The 23019-nt window shown below is 54.9% G+C and carries 21 protein-coding genes; 12 read left to right on the top strand and 9 right to left on the bottom strand.

What is annotated here, in order from left to right; genetic code table 11:
* Positions 1-150: 150 nt before the first annotated feature.
* The 4 genes from mepS to DFO56_RS13095 all read right to left on the bottom strand — a co-directional run bounded on the left by mepS (position 151) and on the right by DFO56_RS13095 (position 4447).
* Positions 151-714, bottom strand: coding sequence for a bifunctional murein DD-endopeptidase/murein LD-carboxypeptidase (gene mepS, locus DFO56_RS13110; protein WP_017458539.1), 564 nt, complete (start codon positions 712-714; stop codon positions 151-153).
* Between the two features lie 423 nt (positions 715-1137).
* Positions 1138-1839, bottom strand: coding sequence for a phosphatase PAP2 family protein (locus tag DFO56_RS13105; RefSeq protein WP_045514109.1), 702 nt, complete (start codon positions 1837-1839; stop codon positions 1138-1140).
* A gap of 40 nt (positions 1840-1879) precedes the next feature.
* A complete protein-coding gene (locus DFO56_RS13100; protein WP_045514112.1) occupies positions 1880-2860 on the bottom strand; it encodes a GTP-binding protein in 981 nt (326 codons plus the stop codon).
* 120 nt (positions 2861-2980) lie between these two features.
* Positions 2981-4447 (bottom strand): mannitol dehydrogenase family protein, encoded by a 1467-nt coding sequence (locus tag DFO56_RS13095; protein WP_045514116.1) that lies wholly within the window; start codon positions 4445-4447, stop codon positions 2981-2983.
* Positions 4448-4653: 206 nt separating this feature from the next.
* Between DFO56_RS13095 and uxuA the strand changes: the two genes are divergently transcribed.
* Positions 4654-5844, top strand: coding sequence for a mannonate dehydratase (uxuA, locus tag DFO56_RS13090; protein ID WP_020454403.1), 1191 nt, complete (start codon positions 4654-4656; stop codon positions 5842-5844).
* Between the two features lie 66 nt (positions 5845-5910).
* On the opposite strand, the gene yeiP is transcribed toward uxuA, so the two are convergent.
* Positions 5911-6483 carry an elongation factor P-like protein YeiP gene (yeiP, locus tag DFO56_RS13085; protein WP_017458534.1) on the bottom strand — a complete coding sequence of 191 codons (573 nt, stop codon included), beginning with the start codon at positions 6481-6483 and terminating at the stop codon, positions 5911-5913.
* Positions 6484-6646: 163 nt separating this feature from the next.
* Between yeiP and DFO56_RS13080 the strand changes: the two genes are divergently transcribed.
* Positions 6647-6901, top strand: a complete 255-nt coding sequence (locus DFO56_RS13080) for a YkgJ family cysteine cluster protein (RefSeq protein WP_017458533.1) — start codon at positions 6647-6649, stop codon at positions 6899-6901.
* Here DFO56_RS13080 and setB read toward each other — a convergent pair.
* Positions 6898-8079: a sugar efflux transporter SetB gene (gene setB, locus DFO56_RS13075; protein ID WP_045514119.1), complete on the bottom strand. Its 1182-nt coding sequence runs from the start codon at positions 8077-8079 to the stop codon at positions 6898-6900. The genes DFO56_RS13080 and setB overlap by 4 nt on opposite strands.
* A 364-nt stretch (positions 8080-8443) precedes the next feature.
* On the opposite strand from setB, the gene fruB reads away from it, so the two are divergent.
* From fruB to fruA, 3 genes are read left to right on the top strand one after another with little or no spacing between them, the layout of a single operon-like run.
* On the top strand, positions 8444-9574 hold the full coding sequence (fruB, locus tag DFO56_RS13070; protein ID WP_045514121.1) for a fused PTS fructose transporter subunit IIA/HPr protein: 1131 nt from the start codon (positions 8444-8446) through the stop codon (positions 9572-9574).
* A complete protein-coding gene (gene fruK / locus DFO56_RS13065) occupies positions 9575-10513 on the top strand; it encodes a 1-phosphofructokinase (protein WP_045514123.1) in 939 nt (312 codons plus the stop codon). It abuts the gene before it with no gap.
* 16 nt (positions 10514-10529) lie between these two features.
* Positions 10530-12230 (top strand): PTS fructose transporter subunit IIBC, encoded by a 1701-nt coding sequence (fruA, locus tag DFO56_RS13060; protein ID WP_045514125.1) that lies wholly within the window; start codon positions 10530-10532, stop codon positions 12228-12230.
* Between the two features lie 50 nt (positions 12231-12280).
* Here the strand turns inward: fruA and nfo are convergent, their stop codons facing one another.
* Together nfo and DFO56_RS13050 are read right to left on the bottom strand one after the other, a co-directional pair.
* Entirely contained in the window at positions 12281-13138 is an 858-nt protein-coding gene (nfo, locus tag DFO56_RS13055) for a deoxyribonuclease IV (protein ID WP_020454397.1), read from the bottom strand.
* Between the two features lie 71 nt (positions 13139-13209).
* The gene (locus DFO56_RS13050; protein ID WP_045514128.1) at positions 13210-14259 is read right to left on the bottom strand and encodes a YeiH family putative sulfate export transporter; all 1050 of its coding nucleotides are present in this window, start codon (positions 14257-14259) and stop codon (positions 13210-13212) included.
* Positions 14260-14360: 101 nt separating this feature from the next.
* Between DFO56_RS13050 and yieE the strand changes: the two genes are divergently transcribed.
* The 7 genes from yieE to cirA all read left to right on the top strand — a co-directional run bounded on the left by yieE (position 14361) and on the right by cirA (position 22138).
* Complete coding sequence (gene yieE, locus DFO56_RS13045) at positions 14361-15227, top strand: DNA-binding transcriptional regulator YeiE (RefSeq protein WP_045514131.1); 867 nt, start codon at positions 14361-14363, stop codon at positions 15225-15227.
* 176 nt (positions 15228-15403) lie between these two features.
* Positions 15404-16189 (top strand): transporter substrate-binding domain-containing protein, encoded by a 786-nt coding sequence (locus DFO56_RS13040; protein WP_045514150.1) that lies wholly within the window; start codon positions 15404-15406, stop codon positions 16187-16189.
* Positions 16190-16192: 3 nt separating this feature from the next.
* A complete protein-coding gene (locus DFO56_RS13035; protein ID WP_020454393.1) occupies positions 16193-16858 on the top strand; it encodes an amino acid ABC transporter permease in 666 nt (221 codons plus the stop codon).
* Complete coding sequence (locus DFO56_RS13030) at positions 16858-17514, top strand: amino acid ABC transporter permease (RefSeq protein WP_045514135.1); 657 nt, start codon at positions 16858-16860, stop codon at positions 17512-17514. Before DFO56_RS13035 ends, DFO56_RS13030 begins: the two co-directional genes overlap by 1 nt.
* Positions 17495-18232, top strand: a complete 738-nt coding sequence (locus tag DFO56_RS13025; RefSeq protein WP_020454391.1) for an amino acid ABC transporter ATP-binding protein — start codon at positions 17495-17497, stop codon at positions 18230-18232. The genes DFO56_RS13030 and DFO56_RS13025 overlap by 20 nt, the downstream gene beginning before the upstream one ends.
* A gap of 182 nt (positions 18233-18414) precedes the next feature.
* The gene (locus DFO56_RS13020; protein WP_020454390.1) at positions 18415-19884 is read left to right on the top strand and encodes an amino acid permease; all 1470 of its coding nucleotides are present in this window, start codon (positions 18415-18417) and stop codon (positions 19882-19884) included.
* A gap of 274 nt (positions 19885-20158) precedes the next feature.
* Entirely contained in the window at positions 20159-22138 is a 1980-nt protein-coding gene (gene cirA / locus DFO56_RS13015) for a catecholate siderophore receptor CirA (RefSeq protein ID WP_045514138.1), read from the top strand.
* A 39-nt stretch (positions 22139-22177) separates the two neighbouring features.
* Here the strand turns inward: cirA and fghA are convergent, their stop codons facing one another.
* Positions 22178-23011: an S-formylglutathione hydrolase gene (fghA, locus tag DFO56_RS13010; protein WP_045514141.1), complete on the bottom strand. Its 834-nt coding sequence runs from the start codon at positions 23009-23011 to the stop codon at positions 22178-22180.
* Between the last annotated feature and the right edge of the window lie 8 nt (positions 23012-23019).

Raw genomic sequence — 23019 nt, 5'->3', positions numbered from 1 at the left:
GCCCATTGTAGGTGCTCGGGGCGGCGTGGTGATAGCGTCGGACTATAACCTGAAAAGATTTGTATAGCATAATGCAGACATAAAAAAACACTGCCGAAGCAGTGTTTTTTTATACTTAACGCCAGCCAAGGGAAAACCGGCATTAAGCGATTAGCTGCGTGTCAGGATGCGTCGCGCTTCGTTATAGCGCTTCTTCCAGTACGGCTCATCCATGCTTGAAATCATGACGCCGTTGCTGGTGGAGGCATGAACAAACTGGTTATTACCAATATAAATGCCAACGTGTCGGCCGGTAGAACCCGCGCGGAACAGCACTAAGTCGCCTGTGCGCAAACTGGTGCGCGAGATGGACTTGCCTGTTTCCTGCTGTTCCCAGGTGGAACGCGGCAGTTCTAAACCAAACTGTTCACGGAAAGTGCGCTGCACAAAACCGGAACAATCGATGCCTTTTTTGGTGTCGCCGCCCAAACGGTAGCGAACGCCTTTCCAGTCAGCATACTGATCCATAATGCGGCCTTTTACGTCCAGATTACGAACCATATTTTCAAATTCATCCTGAGAGGCTTGCAGTGAAGAGTTGTCTTCTCCCACAGCAAGCGTCTCAGAATGCACGTTCTTTGCGGTATTTGTAGAACAAGCTGAAAGCAGAACCGCTACTGCAATCGCGGGTATCGCCCGCACGATATATCTCAAAATCGGCTGAGATTTGACCATGTTGCTTATTTTCCCTTGAAGTCCTTAACGATAAATATCGTTATAAAAAATGCCAACGCAGCGAGATTAATTATCTGAATGCATCGAGACAAATGCTCTGACGTAATTTTGTGGAAGAACGCACAAATTTACGCGCAATGAGAATAAGAGCACTCTTTGCGACAAGACGAACCGAGGTTACCTGAACATCTTCGGCATGGCGAGCGGTTTTCTTTAATTTTTTATAAGAAATTATGATACAGAAAGTGAATTCTCAGGATTGAATAAAAAATAACCAATTTGGCTTAAATAACGTGCAAATTGCTCTTTTATAGGCAGATTGCCGTGACGAAAAAATGACAAAATTAGGAAAAAGCCGGGATTACGCATCAGGGATCGAAAACGATCCCTGATGAATGCGCGTTATTGATAATCGGAAGTTGTTTAAATTTTGTTATTTCCGGGCAGGAAATGATCAAAGGCAGAAATAATTTTATCGCTAAGGGGTGTTAGCAAACACCACGGCAGACCGATAAAAACAGCCGAGAGAGAACCAACTGCAATATCAGTGAACCAGTGTGCGCCAATCATCACGCGCGGGAAGGCGAAAACCACAAAAATAATAAGGGCAACACCAAACGCTTTTCGGCCAAAATATCGCCACATTACGCCAGCGAAAATAAGTAGCATCATGCCGTGATCGCCAGGGAAACTGTCTTTCGAGGCATCTTTGGTGGGGAAGTCGAGCAAATCGCTAACCCGGTGAATATCGGTAAAGAACAGCGACGGGCTGGCGCGTTTGACGGGCATCAGATGTTGCGCCAGTTGATTGATTACCACGGCTATCAGCAGCATCGTCAGGCCAATCATCAGGATACGGCGTCGTCCACTCGCATCCTCTTTTACCCAGAACGAGAGCATTAAACAGCCCATCGCCACCAGCGAGCAGGCGTCAAAAGCGCGGTTATTGGTTAGCGCCACCAGCCACAAATAAGCGCGGTTTTCCACCAGACCCTGGTTGAAAAAATGGAACATTGCGGCGTCCAGCGGAAACCAAAAACCGTGGTTAGCGGGTAAGTACCAGGAAATAAATAGCGCCAGTCCTGCGGCGTTCAACAGTAAAATTAACGGTAAACGAGTTTTCATAACGAGTCTGTCTTCAATTAACACGGCGGCAACGTTAGTGTTACTCACTTAAACGAAGCTTCAACAAGGCGGACTGCAGTGTGTTCCAGTCTGCCTCCGAGGCGGTAATCAGCTCGATACGGCTGTCCGGCGGCGCGACGTTTTGCGTTTCGATATGCAGATCCTGCCCCTGGCGGTTAACGCGCAGCAATCCTTCCGGAATGCGCATCACCCCTTTCACCCGCTCAACTGGCGCAAGCCGTGCCCACTCCAGCAAACCGATAGTGTCAAACACCGTCTCTTCATCAAAAATCCAGCCGCAGGCGTGATGACCCTGGCCGCTGTTAAGGCTGCGACGCCAGCGCTGGTGTGCCGGTAAACTTAATGCCGCGAGGCCTTTCTTCTCATCGTGTGCATGGTTATGCGCGGCACTTGAAGGCAGCTCACGCAGGTTACGGCGAGGAAGATCAAGCAGTGCGCCGTCGATAACGCCCCGGGTCGCGCTTACCTGTAAGCGATCGCCACCAAACTCGGCCCACCATGTCTCCAGCGCCTGCTGGCTCTGCGGTGTGGCGCGATCCTGTTTATTGGCGACAACGACATCCGCCGCCGCTAACTGGTCGCGAAAGTTTTCGTTGGTGAGTGCTTTTTCATCCAGTAACTGGCGGGGATCGAGCAAGCAGAGCGTTGCGCGCAGGTCTATCCACGGCTCATACACCGGCGCGGTAAGCATATCGAGGATCTGTTTTGGGTGGCCCAGGCCTGTCGGTTCAATCAACAAGCGGTCAGGTTTCCCCTGGCGCAGCAATGTATTGAGACCCACCTGCATCGGCAGGCCATTCACGCAGCACATACAGCCGCCCGGGATCTCTTTAAGCAGCGCACCGCTGTCAGCCAGCAGCGCGCCATCAATGCCGACTTCACCAAATTCATTCACCAGCACGGCCCATTTTTCCTGCGGGTCTTTATTGGCCAGCAAATGCAAAATCGACGTGGTTTTGCCGCTTCCGAGAAAGCCGGTGATGAGGTTGGTTTTGGTCACAAGTGCTCCAGGCGTCAACGAAATGTAAGGGTGACTGACGATCCTGGCGAAAAAAGTGCGAAAAGAGAAGGGCGCGGACGGCGTAAAAGCACTAACCGTCCGCTTAAGTAGCAGAAATTGTTAATTATCGAGTGCGCGCTTCACCGCAGCATGCGCACCTTCGGTGGTGAGCGTCTGCCATGTGCGATTAATGGCATTAACAAACGTCGGGTTGTGCGGCAGGTCGCTACCGAAAATCTCTTTCAGTGTCAGCAGGGCCGTTACGCGTTCATCGACGCTGCTGGTTTCAACAATCGCGTGAATTTTATCCGCCAGCGGATCGCGAATATCAATGCTGTTACCGGCGTCATCCACGCCGCTGACATAGCGCATCCAGCCCGCAATGCCCAGCGCTAACAGCGGCCACGGCGTTTCGCGTTGCAAATGCACCCGAACACCATCCAGCATACGCTGCGGCAGCTTCTGGCTGCCATCCATGGCGATTTGCCAGGTACGGTGCTTCAGCGCCGGGTTAGAAAAACGGTCGATCAGGCTATCGGCATAAGCGGTGAGATCAACGCCGGTAATGCGCAGCGTCGGGGCTTGTTCCTGGAGCATCAGGCGGCGTACCGCCGTACGGAAGACCTCATCCTGCATGCAATCATTAATATGCGCGAAGCCTGCCAGGTAGCCGAGATAGGCCAGAAAAGAGTGGCTGCCATTGAGCATGCGTAACTTCATCTGCTCCCACGGCTGTACATCCTGAACCAGTTGTACGCCGGCCACTTCCCATTCGGGACGTCCGGCGACGAAATTATCCTCAATTACCCACTGAATGAACGGCTCACAACTGATGGCGCACGGATCAAATACGCCCAGCGCTTCGCCAATTTCCGCCAGTGATTCATCTGTTGCCGCCGGAACAATGCGATCCACCATGGTGGCCGGAAAGCTCACATTCTCCTCTATCCACTGCGCCAGTTCCGGTGAGCGGGTTTGCGCCATTCCGAGTACGGCATTTTTAACAATATGACCATTATCGGGAATATTATCGCAGGAGAGCACGGTAAAGGGCGGCAGCCCGCGTTCACGGCGACGGGAGAGTGCTTCAACCAGAATCCCTGGTGCTGAATGCGGTTCGCCCGGATGCTGGAGATCGTGTGCGATGCGCGGCTGCTGCAGATCCAGTTTGCCGCTGGCAGGATCGATGCAATAGCCTTTTTCGGTAATCGTCAGGGAAACAATCGCCACTTGCGGTTCGCAAAATTTTTCAATGATGGCGGGCAGAGAATCAAGTTTCGCGTTCAGACATTCGTTCACCGCACCAATGATTATCGGCTGGTTCCCCTCCGCCCCTTTTTCCAGCACGGTGTATAAATGATCCTGCTCGCGTAACTGAGACATGAGCACATCGCCGCTGAACAGGCTGATTTCACAGATCCCCCAATCGCCACCTTGCGCGTTCAGCACCCGGTTGGTCAGCAGCGCCTGATGCGCGCGATGAAATGCGCCAAAACCAAAGTGCACAATTCGCGAGCGCAGTTGTGTGCGGTCATACTGGGGTTGCTGCACGCTGGCGGGCAGCGTTACGGAGGCGATTGTCTTCATCTATATACACCTGATTAACCAATAATTAACAATGTGCAGTGTAAAGTTATATGACAGCAAAAAGAATTGGTATGCCGTAATTATCCGGGGAATGTGAGCTGGATCAATCATTGCTGTGGGAAGATTTGACCGCTGCAATTAAGCATGTATGGTAGTCGTCATATGTTTGTGTGTATTGGTATAACAACTTTGTAGAGGGTAAGGCAATGGAACAAACCTGGCGTTGGTATGGACCGAACGATCCGGTGTCGCTTGATGATGTGCGTCAGGCAGGCGCGACGGGCGTCGTGACCGCACTGCACCATATCCCGAACGGCCAGGTCTGGCCGGTAGACGAGATCAAAGCGCGTCAGGCGCTGCTGGCGGAAAAAGGGCTGGTCTGGTCGGTGGTCGAAAGTATTCCGGTGCATGAAGATATTAAAACTCACACCGGGCAGTACGATACCTGGATTGCCAACTATCAGCAGAGTATCCGCAACCTGGCAGCCTGCGGTATTGATACCGTGTGCTACAACTTTATGCCAATCCTCGACTGGACGCGTACCGATCTGGAATATGAACTGCCGGATGGCTCCAAAGCGCTGCGTTTTGACCAGATTGCTTTTGCCGCGTTCGAGCTGCATATCCTGAAGCGCAAAGGCGCCGAAGCTGATTACAGCGAAGAAGAGCAGCGTCAGGCGCAGGCTTACTTTAACGCCATGACTGAAGCGGAAGTGGAAAAGCTGACGCGCAATATCATTGCTGGTCTGCCGGGCGCTGAAGAGGGGTATACTCTGGAACAGTTCCATGCACGCCTTGCCGAATATGACGGCATCGACAAAGCACAGTTGCGTGAAAATATGGCCTATTTCCTGCGCGCTATCGTGCCGGTTGCGCAGGAAGTGGGCGTACGTATGGCGGTTCACCCGGACGATCCGCCGCGCCCGATCCTCGGTCTGCCGCGTATCGTTTCTACTATTGAAGATATGCAGTGGCTGAAAGAAGCGGTAGACAGCATCAATAACGGTTTCACGATGTGCACAGGTTCATACGGCGTGCGTGCGGATAACGACTTAGTGCGGATGATCGAGACGTTTGGCGATCGCATTCACTTTACGCACCTGCGTTCAACCTGCCGCGAAGATAACCCGAAAACGTTCCATGAGGCCGCGCATTTGCAGGGTGATGTGGATATGGTGTCGGTGGTTGCCGCCATTCTTACCGAAGAGCAGCGCCGCAAGAAAGCCGGTGATTTGCGCCCGATCCCGTTCCGCCCGGATCATGGTCATCAGATGCTTGACGATCTGCGTAAGAAAACCAACCCTGGTTACTCGGCGATTGGTCGCCTGAAAGGGATGGCGGAAGTGCGCGGCGTTGAGCTGGCGCTGAAGAAAACGTTGTTCCGCGATCTGCTGTAAGCCGGTTTACCGTCGGAAAATAAAAAGCCACTTCAATGAAGTGGCTTTTTTCATGCATCACGCTTATCAGTCGGCGCGGCCCATATAGCGGCGCTCTTCGATATGAATACGGATTTTCTCGCCGGTGGTCAGGTATTCCGGTACCTGGACAACCAGACCGGTGGTCAGGGTGGCCGGTTTAGTGCGTGAGCTGGCGGAAGCACCTTTGATACCTGGTGCGGTTTCCACAATTTCCAGATCCACCGTCTGCGGCAGTTCGAGGGCCAGCAACTGGCCATCCCACAGCAGAACCTGCATATCCGGCATACCGCCTTCCGGAATAAACAGCAGCTCTTCTTCAATCTGCTCTTTATTGAAGGTGTACGGCGTGTAATCTTCTTTATCCATAAACACGTATTCATTGCCGTCAACATAAGAGAAGTCGACAAAACGACGGTTCAGGGTCACGGTATCAAGGATATCATCGCCTTTAAAACGCTCTTCCACTTTCAGTCCGGTACGGACATCGGAAAAACGCATTTTGTAGAGCGTTGCTGCGCCACGGGCGCTCGGTGACTGAATGTCAATATCTTTCACAATCAGCAGCTTGCCGTTGTAATTCAGCACCATACCTTTTTTAATTTCATTCGCTCTTGGCATTGCAAGGGTCCTGTAAATTGAAAATAACGAAAATATCGCGACAAACTACTCGCGAGGGACTTTTCAGGCAAGTGGAATCGGAGAGTTTTGCGTTCAGAGGGCAAAAGATGGTAGCTTGCGCCCTGCACGCGCAGCCCCGCGCGCCTGATAATAGAGAACGTTTATGGAATGCCGCCCGGACTGTGGAGCCTGCTGTACCGCCCCGTCCATCAGTAGCCCGATACCCGGCATGCCTGACGGGAAGCCCGCTAATACGCCCTGCGTTCAGCTCGACGCGCAAAAGCGCTGCAAAATCTTTGGCTCGCCGCTGCGCCCAAAGGTGTGCGCCGGTCTGCAACCGAGCCGTGACATGTGCGGCGCAAACCGCGAACAGGCGATGGTTTATCTGCTCGATCTTGAGCAACAAACCGCGCCTTAAATATCTTTTATCCGGCTCAGGCACACCTGCGTAACCAGCGTCATCACCAGCGCAATCCAGAACACCGCGTGATAACTCCAGATCTCTGCCACCACGCCAGCCAGCGAACCGGCGATAATCCAGCCGACACGCGTGGTATTAGTATAAAGGGTGGTGGCTGAACCCGCCTGGCCAGGCATCAAGTCCTGAAAATAGAGCATGCCAATCCCGGCGAGAATACCGATATAAATCGCGTTCAGCAGTTGCAAAGCAAGCAGTACCACGGGCGTATGCACCGTCAGCATTCCGGCATAAAAGAAGATGCCCGCCACGGCGCTGACGCGCATCAGGAAGCGTTTGCCGAAGCGCTTTGCGTAATATCCGGCAATCAGCATGGTGGGGATTTCCAGCCCGGCCGCAGTGCCCATCATCACGCCCGCCAGTTTTTCCGGCAGATGCAGCTCATCAATAATAAACAGCGGCATATTAATAATATAAAGGCTGTTGGTGCCCCACATCAGCGTACAAATCACGAACAACAGCAGCGCATCGCGGCGGTGCGTGCGTGGTGCTTCCATCACCGCTGATTTCAGCTTGGGCTCTTTACGCATGGTTGGCAGGAACAGCCACACCATTGCGCCGCAGACAATAAAGGCTGTTGCCGCACACAAATACATGGTGGAAAAACCAAAGCCCATCGCCAGCGCGTAGGCCAGCGGTGGGCCAATCACCCACGCCAGGGATACTTGCGCACGGAGTATCGAGCTGAACATCACGGCCTCACGCCCGGTGCGATCCGCATGTTCACGCGCAAGGGCAAACATTTGCGGGTTCGCTGTTGAACCGAAACTGCTGAGGAACACGCCGACAAACAGCAAAATAAAGTAGTTACGGTTCCAGGCGAACAGCACACAGGCCAGCACGCCGAGCAGGCAACAAAAGACAATCAGCGTCTTGCGATCGCCTTTGCGGTCAGAGCGCCCGGCAAGAAACTGGCTCACCAGAATGCCAATCACCGCGCTACCGGTGAAAAAGAAGCCCACCATCGCCGGGCGAACGTGCACTTCATTGGTTAAAAACAGGCTCAGCGTCGGTGTTTGTAACGCACCGGCAATCCCCGTTAAAAAGGCGACGATCAGGAATGCCGTTGAGGTGAAATCAAACGCGCCGGGACGGGCAGCGGCGGGAGAATTTTGCATGTTAAATGAGATCCAATAGCGAGACGCGGAGTGTACGCCGCTGCATGAAAAAAACACAGCCTGCTAAGCAAAATTTGCGACAAAAAATCCAAACCTTTTCCCTGGGTTTTAATTAAGGCTGACGAAAGCTGAAAGTGGATTGCTGAACAGAAAGTCTGCTTCAGCAAATTTGCCTTACGCGTGGCCGAAATGTGCTGAACCTCAAAATTCTGCAACGCCAAATAAGAGAATTCTTGCTTACGGAACAAAAAAAGTGAATGCTCCTTGAAACGTTTCAGCGTCATCGCGTTATGTCTGAACAACGGCGGTGACGCACTATTTCTCAACCTAGCTGAAACGATTCAGGTCAGCGAGAGAGGGTCACATGTTCCAGTTATCCGTTCAGGACATCCATCCAGGCCAGCAGGCCAGCAATAAAGAAGACGCTATCCGCCAGATTGCGGCGGCACTGGCAGCAGCAGGCAACGTCGCCGACGGTTATGTCGATGGCATGCTGGCGCGTGAAGGGCAAACGTCCACCTACCTTGGCAATGGTATTGCTATTCCACACGGCACCACCGACACGCGCGATCAGGTGCTGAAAACCGGTGTGAAAGTCTTCCAGTTCCCGGAGGGCATCCTCTGGAGCGAAGGGCAGGTGGCGTATGTCGCCATCGGTATTGCCGCCAGCTCCGATGAACATCTTGGCCTGCTGCGTCAGCTGACACATGTGCTGAGCGATGATTCTGTCGCCGCACAGTTGCAGTCTGCCACCTCTGCTGAAGAGCTGCGCGCACTGCTGATGGGCGAAAAACTGAGCGCATCACTCAAGCTGGATAATGAAACCTTAACGCTCGATGTTGCCGCCAGCGATCTGACGACGCTGCAAGCGCTGAACGCCGCGCGCCTGAAAGAGGCCGGTGCGGTTGACGCCGCGTATGTTACCCGCGCCATTAACGAGAAACCGCTGAACCTGGGTCAGGGCATCTGGCTGAACGACAGTGCTGAAGGCAACGTACTGAGTGCTGTAGCGGTGAGCCGTGCAGCCACCCCGTTCGAGGTGGAAGGTGAGCGTGCGGCGCTGCTGGTCAGTGTTGCGATGGCCGACGAACAGCCTGTTGCGGTGCTCAAGCGTCTTAGCGATCTGCTGCTTAACAATAAAGCCAACCTGTTGCTGAATGCCGACGCCGCCACGCTGCTGGCGTTGCTGAGCAGTGACGATGCGGTGGCTGAAGACCTGCTGAGCGAGGAGTTTGTCGTGCGTAACGAACACGGTTTGCACGCCCGCCCGGGCACCATGCTGGTCAACACTATCAAGCAATTTAACAGTGAAATTACCGTCGCCAACCTTGACGGTACTGGCAAACCCGCAAATGGACGTAGTCTGATGAAAGTTGTTGCACTTGGCGTGAAAAAAGGACATCGCCTGCGTTTCACCGCGCAGGGTGATGATGCTGAACAGGCGCTGAAAGCGATTGGCGAAGCCATCGCTGCTGGTCTGGGAGAGGGCGCATAAATGAGCAGACGTGTCGCTACGATCACCCTGAATCCGGCCTATGATCTGGTGGGTTTCACCCCGGAAATTGAACGCGGTGAAGTCAACCTTGTGCGCACCACTGGCCTGCATGCCGCGGGTAAAGGGATCAACGTCGCAAAAGTGCTGAAAGACCTTGGCATTGATGTCACCGTGGGTGGCTTCCTCGGTAAAGATAACCAGGACGGCTTTCAGCAACTGTTCAGCGAGCTGGGCATTGCTAACCGTTTCCAGGTGGTGCAGGGGCGTACCCGCATCAATGTGAAGCTGACGGAAAAAGATGGCGAAGTGACCGACTTTAACTTCTCCGGTTTTGAAGTCACCCCGGCTGACTGGGAACGCTTTGTTAACGATTCGCTGACCTGGCTTGGTCAGTTCGACATGGTTTGCGTGAGCGGCAGCCTGCCGTCGGGCGTCAGCCCGGAAGCCTTTACGGACTGGATGACGCGCCTGCGTAGCCAGTGCCCGTGCATTATCTTCGACAGCAGCCGCGACGCGCTGGTAGCCGGTCTGAAAGCCGCGCCGTGGCTGGTGAAACCGAACCGCCGTGAGCTGGAAATCTGGGCGGGCCGTAAATTACCAGAATTGAAGGACGTTATTGAAGCTGCTCATGCGCTTCGCGAACAGGGGATCGCCCATGTGGTGATTTCACTGGGCGCAGAAGGCGCGCTGTGGGTTAACGCTTCGGGCGAATGGATCGCCAAACCGCCGTCAATGGAAGTGGTAAGCACCGTTGGCGCAGGGGATTCAATGGTCGGTGGACTGATTTATGGTCTGCTGATGCGTGAATCCAGTGAACATACATTACGCCTGGCCACCGCTGTTGCTGCACTGGCGGTAAGTCAGAGTAACGTAGGTATTACCGATCGTACCCAGTTAGCCGCGATGATGGCGCGAGTTGACTTAAAACCCTTCAACTAACAGCAGGAGAGGCATAATGAAAACGCTGCTGATAATCGACTCCGAACTCGGGCAGGCCCGCGCCTATATGGCGAAGACCTTGCTGGGCGCGGCGGCGCAGAAAGCAAATCTGCAATTTATTGATAACCCAGGCGAAGCGGAACTGGCTATCGTGCTGGGTAGCAAGCTGCCAGGCGACAGTGCGCTGGACGGGAAAAAGGTCTGGCTGGGCGATATCAATCGCGCAGTCGCCCACCCGGAACTGTTCCTGAGCGAAGCGAAAAACCACGCGTCGGTGTATGTCGCGCCTGCTGCAGCGGCGACAGCGGCGACAGCCGTGACCAGCAGTGGCCCGAAACGCATTGTTGCGGTCACTGCCTGCCCGACAGGTGTGGCACACACCTTTATGGCGGCGGAAGCTATCGAAACCGAAGCGAAAAAACGCGGCTGGTGGGTGAAAGTGGAAACCCGTGGCTCCGTGGGGGCGGGCAATGCCATCACTCCGGAAGAGGTTGCGCAGGCGGATCTGGTGGTGGTTGCCGCTGACATCGAAGTAGACCTGGCGAAATTTGCCGGTAAGCCGATGTACCGCACGACAACAGGTCTGGCGCTGAAGAAAACGGCACAGGAGCTGGATAAAGCCGTCGCGGAAGCGAAGCCTTATCAGCCGTCGGGTAAACCCTCTGCTGATGCTGGTGAAGGTAAGACTGAGAGTGCGGGCGCATACCGTCACCTGCTGACGGGCGTTTCCTACATGCTGCCGATGGTAGTAGCGGGTGGTCTGTTAATTGCGCTCTCGTTCGCATTCGGTATTACCGCGTTTAAAGAAGAAGGCACACTGGCGGCCGCGCTGATGAAAATCGGTGGTGGTTCAGCCTTTGCCCTGATGGTGCCGGTGCTGGCGGGCTTTATCGCGTTCTCCATCGCCGACCGTCCGGGTCTGACCCCGGGTCTTATCGGCGGTATGCTGGCGGTAAGCACTGGTTCGGGTTTTATCGGCGGTATCATTGCCGGTTTCCTCGCGGGCTACCTGGCGAAAGGCATCAGTAAAGGCCTGAAGCTGCCGCCGAGTATGGAAGCGCTGAAACCGATTCTGATCATTCCGCTGGTTTCCAGCCTGATTGTCGGCCTGGCGATGATTTACCTGATCGGTACGCCGGTGGCGAAAATCCTCGCTAGCCTGACTTCCTGGCTGCAGACCATGGGCACGGCTAACGCTGTCCTGCTGGGTGCAATCCTCGGTGGCATGATGTGTACCGACATGGGTGGCCCGGTCAACAAAGCGGCATACGCCTTTGGTGTGGGTCTGCTGAGTACGCAAACTTACGCACCGATGGCGGCGATTATGGCTGCCGGTATGGTGCCGCCGCTGGCGATGGGTCTGGCGACCATTGTTGCCCGCAACAAGTTCGACAAAGGTCAACGTGAAGGTGGTAAAGCGGCGCTGGTACTGGGTCTGTGCTTTATCTCCGAAGGGGCTATCCCGTTCGCCGCCCGCGACCCGATGCGTGTTCTGCCGTGCTGTATCGCCGGCGGTGCGCTGACCGGCGCTATCTCCATGGCGATTGGCGCGAAGCTGATGGCACCGCACGGTGGTCTGTTTGTGCTGCTGATCCCAGGCGCTATCACGCCGGTACTGGGCTACCTGCTCTCTATCGTCGCGGGTACGCTGCTGGCGGGTCTGGTGTATGCCTTCCTGAAACGGCCAGAAACAGAAGCCGTAGCGAAAGTAGCATAAGAAATTGCCGACATCCGGGAAATGAGAAGGGCCGCTTAGCGGCCCTTTTTTTATGCGGTGGCTTCAGCGGTTTGCTGCGCTTTCAGCCAGGCAATCTCTTCGGCCCAGATATCCGGATTAATAGTTTCCAGGATCATAGGAATGCCATCGAAACGTGCGTCGCGCATGATCCAGCGAAACGCGTCATGCCCGATATTACCTTCGCCGAGGCTGTGGTGGCGGTCGACACGGCTACCAAAAGCACTTTTGGCGTCGTTCAGATGCATACCGCGCAGATACTGGAAACCGACCACGCGATCGAATTCCGCAAAGGTGTCTGCCGTGGCTTGTTCAGTGCGTAGATCATAGCCTGCGGCAAACGCATGGCAGGTATCAATGCAGACACCAACGCGGGATTTGTCTTCCACACCGTCAATAATCGCCGCCAGATGCTCGAACTTAAACCCCAGATTGCTGCCCTGACCGGCGGTGTTTTCAATCACGGCGGTGACGCCTTCGGTTTGCGCCAGCGCAATGTTGATGGACTCGGCAATACGCGCCAGACATTCATCCTCGGGGATCTGCATTAAATGGCTGCCGGGGTGGAAGTTCAGCAGGCTCAGCCCCAGTTGCTGACAACGGCTCAGCTCATCAATAAACGCGTCGCGGGATTTTTCCAGCGCCTCGGCCACCGGGTGGCCCAGATTAATCAGGTAGCTGTCGTGCGGCAGGATCTGACCGGGGGTGAAGTGGTATTTTTCGCAGGCGGCTTTGAATTCGTCGATAGTTTCCGGACTCAGCGGCGCGGCCCGCCACTGGCGCTGGTTTTTGGTAAACAGCGCAAAGGCGGTCGCGCCAATCTCAGCCGCGCGAATGGCGGCATTTGCCACGCCGCCGGAGGCGCTCACATGCGCACCAATATATTTCATAAAAACTCCTGTTAAACCCGCCAGGGGAAAACGCTCATCATAGCGGGTCAACAGGGAGGAGATGTAGTGGTTTATGCCATCAGGTGATGAACTGCCAGGTTAATGGCTCCCCCGCCGACAATCAGCCAGACAAACAGAATCAGCCCCATGACCAGCGGTTTTGCCCCGGCATTCTTCAGCGCACTGACGTGTGTGGTCAATCCCAGCGCCGCCATCGCCATCGCCAGCAGCAGCGTATCCAGCGTATTCAACATGTTCACCATCGATGCCGGCAACAGATGGAACGAGTTAAACACCGCGACAGCCACAAAGCCCAGCGCAAACCACGGAATGGTCAGCTTGCTTTTTTCTGCCCCTTGCTGCGGGCTGAGCTGTTTAACGCGTGCGGCCAGCAGCAGTAAAAACGGTGCCAGCATCATCACACGCAGCATTTTGGCAATCACGGCGGCATTTTCCGTTTCCGGGCTGATGGCATGACCGGCGGCAACTACTTGCGCCACTTCATGTACCGTTGAACCTACCCAGATGCCATAGGTTTCTGGGCTAAACCAGTGACCAACCAGCGGGTAGAGCGCCGGGTAAATAAAGATTGCCAGCGTGCCGAAAATCACGACAGTGGCGACCGCGACCGTCACTTTACTGGCTTCCGCTTTGACCACCGGTTCGGTTGCCAGCACGGCTGCCGCGCCACAGATACTGCTGCCTGCGCCAATCAGCCAGCTGGTTTTTTTATCCAGCCCGAATACTTTTTGCCCAAGAAAACAGGTCAGCAAAAAAGTACTCGATAGCGTCAGCACATCGATGGCGATACCGCTGACCCCCACGTCGGCAATTTGCGAAAATGTCAGGCGAAAACCATAAAGAATGATCCCCAGTCGTAACAGGTGCTGTTTAGCGAACAGTACGCCGCCGTCGCAACGATGGTGCCAGGCGGGGTAGAGCGTGTTGCCAAGCAGCATGCCGATAAGAATAGCCAGTGTTAAGGCGCTCAGCCCAAGGCCTGCGACCGACGGGATAGCGCCAAGCCATAATGCGGCGGCGGTAATCAGGCCGGTCAACAACAAGCCGGGAACAAAATGCCATGCCGGATGGCGTCGAGTCTGTAACGTGATTTCTGTCATAACCTTCTCCTCTCAATGGAGAAAAGGTTAAGGCGAACTGGTTTAAAGGTAAAATTGATTATATATTTATAATTAATCTTTATAAGTGGTAAGCGACCTCTATGCATATAACGTTACGCCAGCTTGAAGTCTTTGCTGAAGTGCTGAAAAGCGGCTCCACCACCCAGGCTTCGCAGCAGTTAGCGCTCTCGCAATCTGCGGTTAGCGCGGCACTGACCGATCTTGAAGGCCAGCTGGGCGTGCAATTGTTTGACCGCGTGGGTAAACGACTGGTGGTGAATGAACACGGGCGTTTGCTCTATCCTCGCGCGCTGGCAGCGCTCGAACAGGCGACGGAAATCGAGCAACTGTTTCGCGAAGATAACGGTGCCATCCGCGTATTCGCCAGTAGCACGATTGGTAATTACATCCTGCCGGAGGTGATCGCCCACTACCGCCGCGATTTCCCCGATCTGCCGCTGGAACTGAGCGTGGGTAACAGCCAGGACGTGATCAATGCGGTAGCGGATTTCCGCGTTGATATCGGTTTAATCGAAGGCCCGTGCCACACCGCGGAAATTATCGCCGAGCCGTGGATGGAAGATGAGCTGGTGGTGTTTGCACCGCCGTCATCCCCGCTGCTGCAAGGGCGCGTAACGCTGGAGCAACTCGCCGCTGCGCCGTGGATCCTGCGCGAGCGCGGCTCCGGCACACGCGAAATCGTCGACTATTTACTCCTCTCGCATTTGCCGCAGTTTCACCTGGGCATGGAGCTTGGCAACTCAGAAGCCATTAAGCATGCGGTGCGCCACGGGTTGGGCATTAGCTGCCTGTCGCGGCGCGTCATTGCTGAACAGCTTGAAACCGGTAGCTTAGTGGAAGTGCCGGTTCCGCTGCCCCGTCTGGTGCGCACGCTGTGGCGTATCCACCATCGTCAGAAACACCTTTCCAGCGCATTAAACCGCTTTATTCGCTACTGCGAGATTTGATTGCACCATCAGCAGGCGTCTGCACCGTTTTGGTGGTGCAGACGCAGCGCTGCAACCTTCGATTCATCCCTGAACTCCCCGCATGCCGCGTTCCGCCAGAATATATCGTATTGGCACATTAGTTGCAGAAAGTGATTCAAAGAATCTTTTGTTTCATATGCGATGAGGTGTTGATGATGAAAACGTGGATAAAGGCCGCAGCGATGGCGACAGTGATGATGGCTTGTGCCTCGCAGGCGATGGCGGATCAATTACAGGAGATTCAGCAGCGCGGCGTATTGCGTGTGGCAGTACCGCAGGATTTTCCGCCGTTTGGCTCTGTTGGCACCGATCTCAAACCGCAGGGTTACGACATTGATATGGCCGAATATCTGGCAAAAGGCATGAAGGTGAAACTGCAACTGGTGCCTGTAACCAGCGCCAACCGCGTGCCGTATCTGCAAACGCATAAAGTTGACCTGGTGATTTCCAGCCTTGGCAAAAATGCGGAGCGCGAAAAAGTGATCGACTTCAGCCGTGCCTATGCCCCGTTCTTCCTTGGCGTGTTTGGCCCGAAAGAGGCCACGGTGACCGATGCGAAAGCGTTAAGCGGCAAATCTATCGGCGTTACCCGCGGTGCCGTGGAAGACATGGTGCTGAGCGATATCGCGCCGAAAGATGCCGACGTGAAGCGCTACGAAGATAACAACACCACGCTTTCTGCTTATATGTCCGGCCAGGTGCAGTATCTCGCCACCGGTAACGTTGTTGTGGCGGCAATTGCGCGGCAGAACCCGCAAAAAGCGCCGGTCAGCCAGTTTATGCTGAAAGATTCGCCGTGCTATATCGGGCTAATGAAAAACGAACCAGCGCTGAAAGCGGAAGTCGACAAGCTGGTTGAGCAGGCGCTGAAAGAGGGCGAGCTCAACACCTTGTCACAGAAATGGATGCAGGCGCCGTTACCGGCCAACTTTGGCGCGTAACGCATGACGACATCGCTTGATTTCGCTGCGCTCTGGCCGTTCTGGCCGGAGCTGCTGGCTGGGCTCTGGACCACGGTGACCTTAACCACGCTGGCGACGGTTGGCGGTGTGACGATAGGCATCGTCGGTGCGGCGCTGCGTAGCGGTAAACCCGGCGTGATAAGTGCCATCTGGGGCGCGTACGTTGAGCTTATCCGCAACACGCCATTTGTGGTGCAGCTGTTCTTTATTGTGTTTGGTTTGCCGGGCCTCGGGCTGAAACTCACCGCCGGTGAAGCGGCGCTGATCGCCATGCTGGTTAACCTCGGTGCCTACAGCACGGAAATTATCCGCGCCGGGATCCAGGTGGCGCCGAAAGGGCAGTGGGAAGCCGCCCGCGTACTGGGGCTTAGCAAATCGCAAACCTTTTTACGGGTGATTTTGCCTCCCGCGCTGAAACGCATTTATCCGGCGCTGGTGAGCCAGTGCATTATCGTCATGCTGGGCTCGTCGGTGGTGTCGCAAGTCTCTTATGAAGAGTTGACCTTTATGGCCAACCTGATTCAGTCGCGCACGTTTTTAAGTTTTGAAGTCTATTTTGTCACCACGTTGCTGTATCTGATGCTGTCGCTGTTGATGCGCCAGCTACTGCTGGCAATCGGGCGCAAATGGCTGGGGAGCGAGAGCTGATGAGTACGTTTACCGACTGGGATATTCTGCGCAACCTGCTGCTGGCGGCGCGCTGGACGGTGCTGTTGTCGCTGATCGCCTTCGTCTGCGGCACGCTGGTAACGCTGCCGCTACTGGTGTTGCGCATTAGCCGCTGGCGCTTACCAAAACGGTTTATCAGCGCCTATGCCGCGTTATTTCAGGGCACACCGCTATTGATGCAACTGTTCCTCGCTTTTTTTGGCCTTGCGCTGTTTGGTATTGATGTCAGCGCGTGGACGGCGGCGACGCTGGCGCTAACGCTGTTTACCAGCGCCTTCCTGCTTGATATCTGGTACGGCAGCATCAACGCGCTGCCAAAAGGGCAGTGGGAAGCCTGCCGCTGTCTGGGGCTGAGTTTTGGTCAAACGCTGTTTCGCGTGATTGCGCCGCAAGCCATTCGAATCGCCATTGCGCCGACGGTGGGCTTTTCCGTGCAGGTCATTAAAGGCACCGCGCTGGCGTCGATTATCGGTTTTGTCGAACTCACCAAAGCCGGCACCATGCTTAACAACGTCACCTTTGCACCATTCAAAGTGTTCGGGCTGGTGGCGTTGGGCTATTTCCTGCTGTGTTATCCGCTGTCGCGCTACAGCCGCTATCTGGAGAAGAAATTCCATGCCGCTCATCACCATTAATGAAGTGCAGAAATATTATGGCGACAACCATGTGCTGAAGGGCGTAAGCCTCGACATTGAAATGGGCGAAGTGGTGTCGATTATTGGCCGCAGCGGGTCGGGCAAAAGCACCTTACTGCGCTGCATGAACGGGCTGGAAGGCTACCAGGATGGCAGCATCAAACTGGGTGGTATGACGGTAACCGACCGGGAATCGCAGGCGCGTGAAATAAGCCGCTCAGTGGGAATGGTATTCCAGAGCTTTAATCTGTTCCCGCATATGACGGCGCTGGAAAACGTGATGCTGGCACCGCGCCGGGTGCTGAAATTGCCTGCTGACGAGTGCCGTCGCCTTGCCATTGAGATGCTGGAGAAAGTGGGGCTTGGCGAGCGTATCGACTACTATCCGGCCAATCTTTCCGGTGGTCAGCAGCAACGCGTGGCGATTGCCCGTGCGCTGGCGATGAAACCGAAAGTGCTGCTGTGTGATGAAATCACCTCGGCACTGGACCCGGAACTGGTCGGTGAGGTGCTGCGCGTGCTGGAGCAGCTTGCTCGTGAAGGGATGACGCTGATTCTGGTGACCCATGAAATGAACTTTGCCCGCGAAGTGGGTGACCGCGTCGTGTTTATGCATCAGGGAAAAGTCTGGGAGCAGGGTGACAGCAAGGACTTTTTCGCGCAGCCGAAAACACCGGAACTGCAGCAGTTTATCGCCTCGGTACGCGGTCTGAATTGATCTTTCTGCTCCCGTATCCGCGCGGGAGCTTATTTACCGCCTCGCAACATCGTCCATTCACTGCTTTACTTATAATCCGTTGCCGATCATGAAGGTCTCTAATAAGAGGCGTTTTATGCCGGAAGGCCTGCGTTTCGTTTGCTACAATCGCGCCTCATTTTTTGGATGGATAGCATTTTCTTATGGTTTCCGAAACTAAAACCACAGAAGCGCCCACGCTTCGTCGAGAACTCAAAGCGCGTCATCTGACGATGATCGCCATTGGCGGTTCCATCGGTACAGGTTTGTTTGTCGCATCAGGGGCGACCATTTCTTCAGCGGGCCCCGGCGGCGCGTTGTTCTCCTATATTCTGATTGGCCTGATGGTCTATTTCCTGATGACCAGCCTCGGTGAACTGGCGGCGTTTATGCCGGTTTCCGGTTCGTTCTCCACCTATGGTCAAAAATATGTTGAAGAGGGGTTCGGCTTCGCGCTGGGCTGGAACTACTGGTACAACTGGGCGGTGACCATCGCCGTTGACCTTGTGGCGTCGCAATTAGTCATGACCTGGTGGTTCCCGGACACGCCAGGCTGGATCTGGAGCGCGCTGTTCCTCGCGGTGATTTTCCTGCTTAACTACATCTCAGTGAAAGGCTTTGGTGAAGCGGAGTATTGGTTCTCGCTGATCAAAGTCGCCACCGTCATTATCTTCATCATTGTTGGTGTGATGATGATTGTCGGTATTTTCCAGGGGGAAAAACCGGCGGGCTGGAGCAACTGGACGATTGGTGATGCGCCATTTGCCGGTGGTTTTTCCGCCATGATCGGTGTGGCAATGATTGTCGGTTTCTCTTTCCAGGGGACTGAGCTGATTGGTATCGCGGCGGGGGAATCGGAAGATCCGGAGAAGAACATCCCGCGCGCGGTGCGCCAGGTGTTCTGGCGTATTCTGCTGTTCTATGTGTTTGCGATTTTAATTATCAGCCTGATTATTCCGTACACCGATCCGAGCTTGCTGCGCAACGACGTGAAAGATATCAGCGTCAGCCCGTTCACGCTGGTGTTTGAGCATGCGGGTCTGCTCTCGGCGGCGGCGGTGATGAACGCGGTGATCCTGACGGCGGTGCTGTCGGCGGGGAACTCGGGTATGTACGCTTCCACGCGTATGCTCTACACGCTGGCGTGTGACGGCAAAGCGCCGCGCATTTTCGCGAAATTATCGAAAGGCGGCGTGCCGCGTAACGCGCTGTATGCCACCACGGTGATTGCCGCGCTGTGCTTCCTGACCTCAATGTTTGGCAACCAGACCGTGTATTTATGGCTGCTGAACACCTCCGGTATGACTGGTTTTATTGCCTGGCTGGGGATTGCCATTAGCCACTACCGTTTTCGCCGTGGCTATGTGGCGCAGGGGCATTCGCTGGATAACCTGCCGTACCGTTCGGGTTTCTTCCCGCTGGGGCCGATTTTCGCCTTCGCTTTGTGCCTCATCATCACGCTTGGACAGAACTATCAGGCTTTCCTGGCAGACAGTATTGACTGGGGCGCCGTTGCGGCGACGTATATCGGTATCCCGCTGTTCCTTATTATCTGGTTAGGCTATAAATTTTCCAAAGGAACCCGTTTCGTGCGTTATAGTGAAATGGAGTTCCCGGAACGTTTCACGAAATAAATTCACTCTTTAGCCCTCTGTATGGAGGGCTTTTTTTTGCCCCTGCCAACATTCCCTCCCGCTGCGATAATTTACATAACTTTAATTTAACGCAATTGATAATCATTATCACTTAAATTAATGTAAGTGCCTGAATAAAAAGGGTGTCTGCCCGGGCTTTCTGCGCCCGAAGGCCAATAATTTCCTTGTCAGGGTCAATGTAACGCTGACGTATTTGGCAGTATGTGAGCACTATTCCTCGCAATTTTTTGTTTTTACCTCATGGAGTTATGGAATGTTTACCTTGAATCCCATCGTCCGGGGAGGCCTCTGCGCGTCCGCACTTTCTTTAGCGCTGCCGGTAATGGCCGTAGAGAATGGCGAAACGCTGGTGGTTACCGCGTCGGCAACGGAACAGAACCTGAAAGACGCACCCGCCAGTATCAGCGTGATCACCCAGGACGATTTGCAGCGCAAGCCGGTGCAAAACCTGAAAGATGTGCTGAAAGAGGTGCCTGGCGTTCAGCTCACCAACGAAGGGGACAACCGTAAAGGCGTCAGCCTGCGTGGCCTCAACAGTAGCTACACGCTGATCCTGATTGACGGTAAGCGCGTCAACTCCCGTAATGCGGTTTTCCGCCATAACGATTTTGACCTTAACTGGATCCCGGTCGATGCCATTGAGCGCATTGAAGTGGTGCGCGGCCCGATGTCTTCCCTGTACGGTTCGGACGCCCTTGGTGGCGTGGTGAACATCATTACTAAAAAAATCGGCCAGCGCTGGACGGGCACGATTACTGCGGATAGCACGGTTCAGCAGCATCGCGATCGCGGCGATACCTGGAACGGTCAGTTCTACACCAGCGGCCCGCTGATAGATGGGGTGCTTGGGCTGAAAGCCTTTGGTAGCGTGGCGAAACGCGAAAAAGATGGCCAGCAGAGTTCTAAAACGGATGCCAGCGGCCAATCGCCGCGTATTGAAGGTTTCACCAGCCGTGATGGCAACGTTGAGTTTGCCTGGACGCCAACCGACGATCACGATTTTACCGCCGGATATGGCTACGACCGCCAGGACAGAAACTCTGATTCGCTGGATAAAAACCGCCTTGACCGGCAAAACTACTCGCTGGCGCACAATGGCCGCTGGGGTGAGGTAAACAGTGAACTACGTTTCTACGGTGAACAGATCGATAACAAAAACCAGGGTAACAGCAGCACAATTCGTTCGGAAAGCAACACGCTCGACGGCAAAGTGGTGCTGCCGCTGGGGCAATATAATCAGCTCGTTACGCTGGGTGGCGAGTGGCGCCACGACAAGTTAAAAGATCCTGTTAACCTGACCGGCGGCGACAGCAGCGAAACCTCGACCAGCCAGTACGCGCTGTTTGTTGAAGATGAGTGGCGTATTTTCGAGCCGTTGGCGCTGACCACCGGTGTCCGTATGGATGACCACGACACCTATGGCGATCACTGGAGTCCGCGTGCTTACCTGGTTTACAGCGCCACCGATACGCTGACCGTGAAAGGCGGTTGGGCGACGGCATTTAAAGCGCCTTCTCTGTTGCAGCTCAGCCCGGACTGGGCCACCAACTCCTGCCGGGGCGGTTGCCGCATTGTTGGCAGCCCGGAGCTAAAACCAGAGACCAGCGAAAGTTTTGAACTGGGGCTTTATTACAGCGGGGAAGAGGGCTGGCTGGAAGGCGTGCAGGGCAGCGTAACGGCGTTCCAGAACAATATTGACGACATGATCAATATCAGCCGTACGTCGAGCCTGAGCGAAGCACCGGGTTACGCTAACTTCGTCGGTTTTGAGCGTAATGCCAGCGGCGTACTGGTGCCGGTATTCCGTTACTACAACGTTGATAAAGCGCGGATTCAGGGTGTGGAAACCGAGGTGAAAATCCCGTTTGATGAAGCGTGGAAGCTGACGCTGAATTACACCTATAACGATGGACGCAACCTGAGCGGTGGCGGCAACAAACCGTTGCAGGATCTGCCGTTCCACACCGCCAACGGCACGCTGGACTGGCAAGCCACGCAGGACTGGTCATTCTATGTTTCTGCCAACTACAGCGGGGAAAAACGCGCCGTATCGCAGGGCGTAACACCGGGTGGCTACGTTATCTGGAATGCGGGCGGCGCATGGCAGGCGACAAAAAATGTCAAGCTGCGCGCGGGTGTGCTTAACCTTGGCGATAAGGATCTCAGCCGCGACGATTACAGCTACAACGAAGATGGCCGCCGCTACTTTATGGCGCTGGATTACCGCTTCTGATATGGAAAGCCCGGCAGCAGGACGCCGCCGGGACTCCCGCTATTTCAGCAGATGCTGCGCATGGAAGCGCAGATGATCTTCAATAAACGCAGCAATAAAGAAGTAACTGTGATCGTAGCCTGACTGGATGCGCAGCGTCAGCGGCCAGGATTTTTGCCGTGCCACTTCCGCAAGCCGCGCGGGCTGGAGTTGATCGGCCAGGAACTGATCATTATCCCCCTGATCGATAAGCGTTGGGATCGCGTCAGTTTCGTTGCTTTCCAGCATCAGCGCGCAGCTATCCCATTCACGCCATTGTTGCGCATCCTCGCCCAGATAAGCGCGAAACGCTTTTTGCCCCCACGGCACCTGCATCGGGTTCACTATCGGTGCAAAGGCGGAAACGCTGGTATAACGGCCGGGGTTTTTCAGCGCCATGATCAACGCGCCGTGGCCGCCCATCGAATGACCACTGATAGCGCAGCGGTCGCTGACGTTAAATTGCGACTGGATAAGCGTCGGTAATTCATCGCGCAGGTAATCATACATACGATAATGCGCCGCCCACGGCTGCTCGGTGGCGTTGAGGTAAAAACCTGCGCCTTTGCCGAGGTCATAGCTCTCTGCATCTGCGACATCGTCACCGCGTGGGCTGGTATCCGGCATCACCAGCACAATGCCTAACTCTGCGGCTACGCGTTGCGCACCGGCTTTGGTGGTGAAGTTTTCGTCATTACAGGTGAGACCGGAGAGCCAGTACAGCACCGGCGGTGTTGCGCTGTATTGCGGCGGTAAGAAGATGCTAAAGGTCATCGTGCAGTTCAGTACGGCGGAGTCGTGGCGCCAGCGCTGTTGCCAGCCTTCAAAACAGCGGTGCTCTTCAAGCATTTCCATGCGGGGCT

Origin of the sequence: Kosakonia sp. AG348, from assembly GCF_003337365.1 — a bacterium.
In the GTDB taxonomy this organism is placed as follows: Bacteria; Pseudomonadota; Gammaproteobacteria; order Enterobacterales; family Enterobacteriaceae; genus Kosakonia.
Note: the sequence above shows the minus strand (reverse complement) of the source record. Positions and strands in the feature narration are given on the sequence as shown.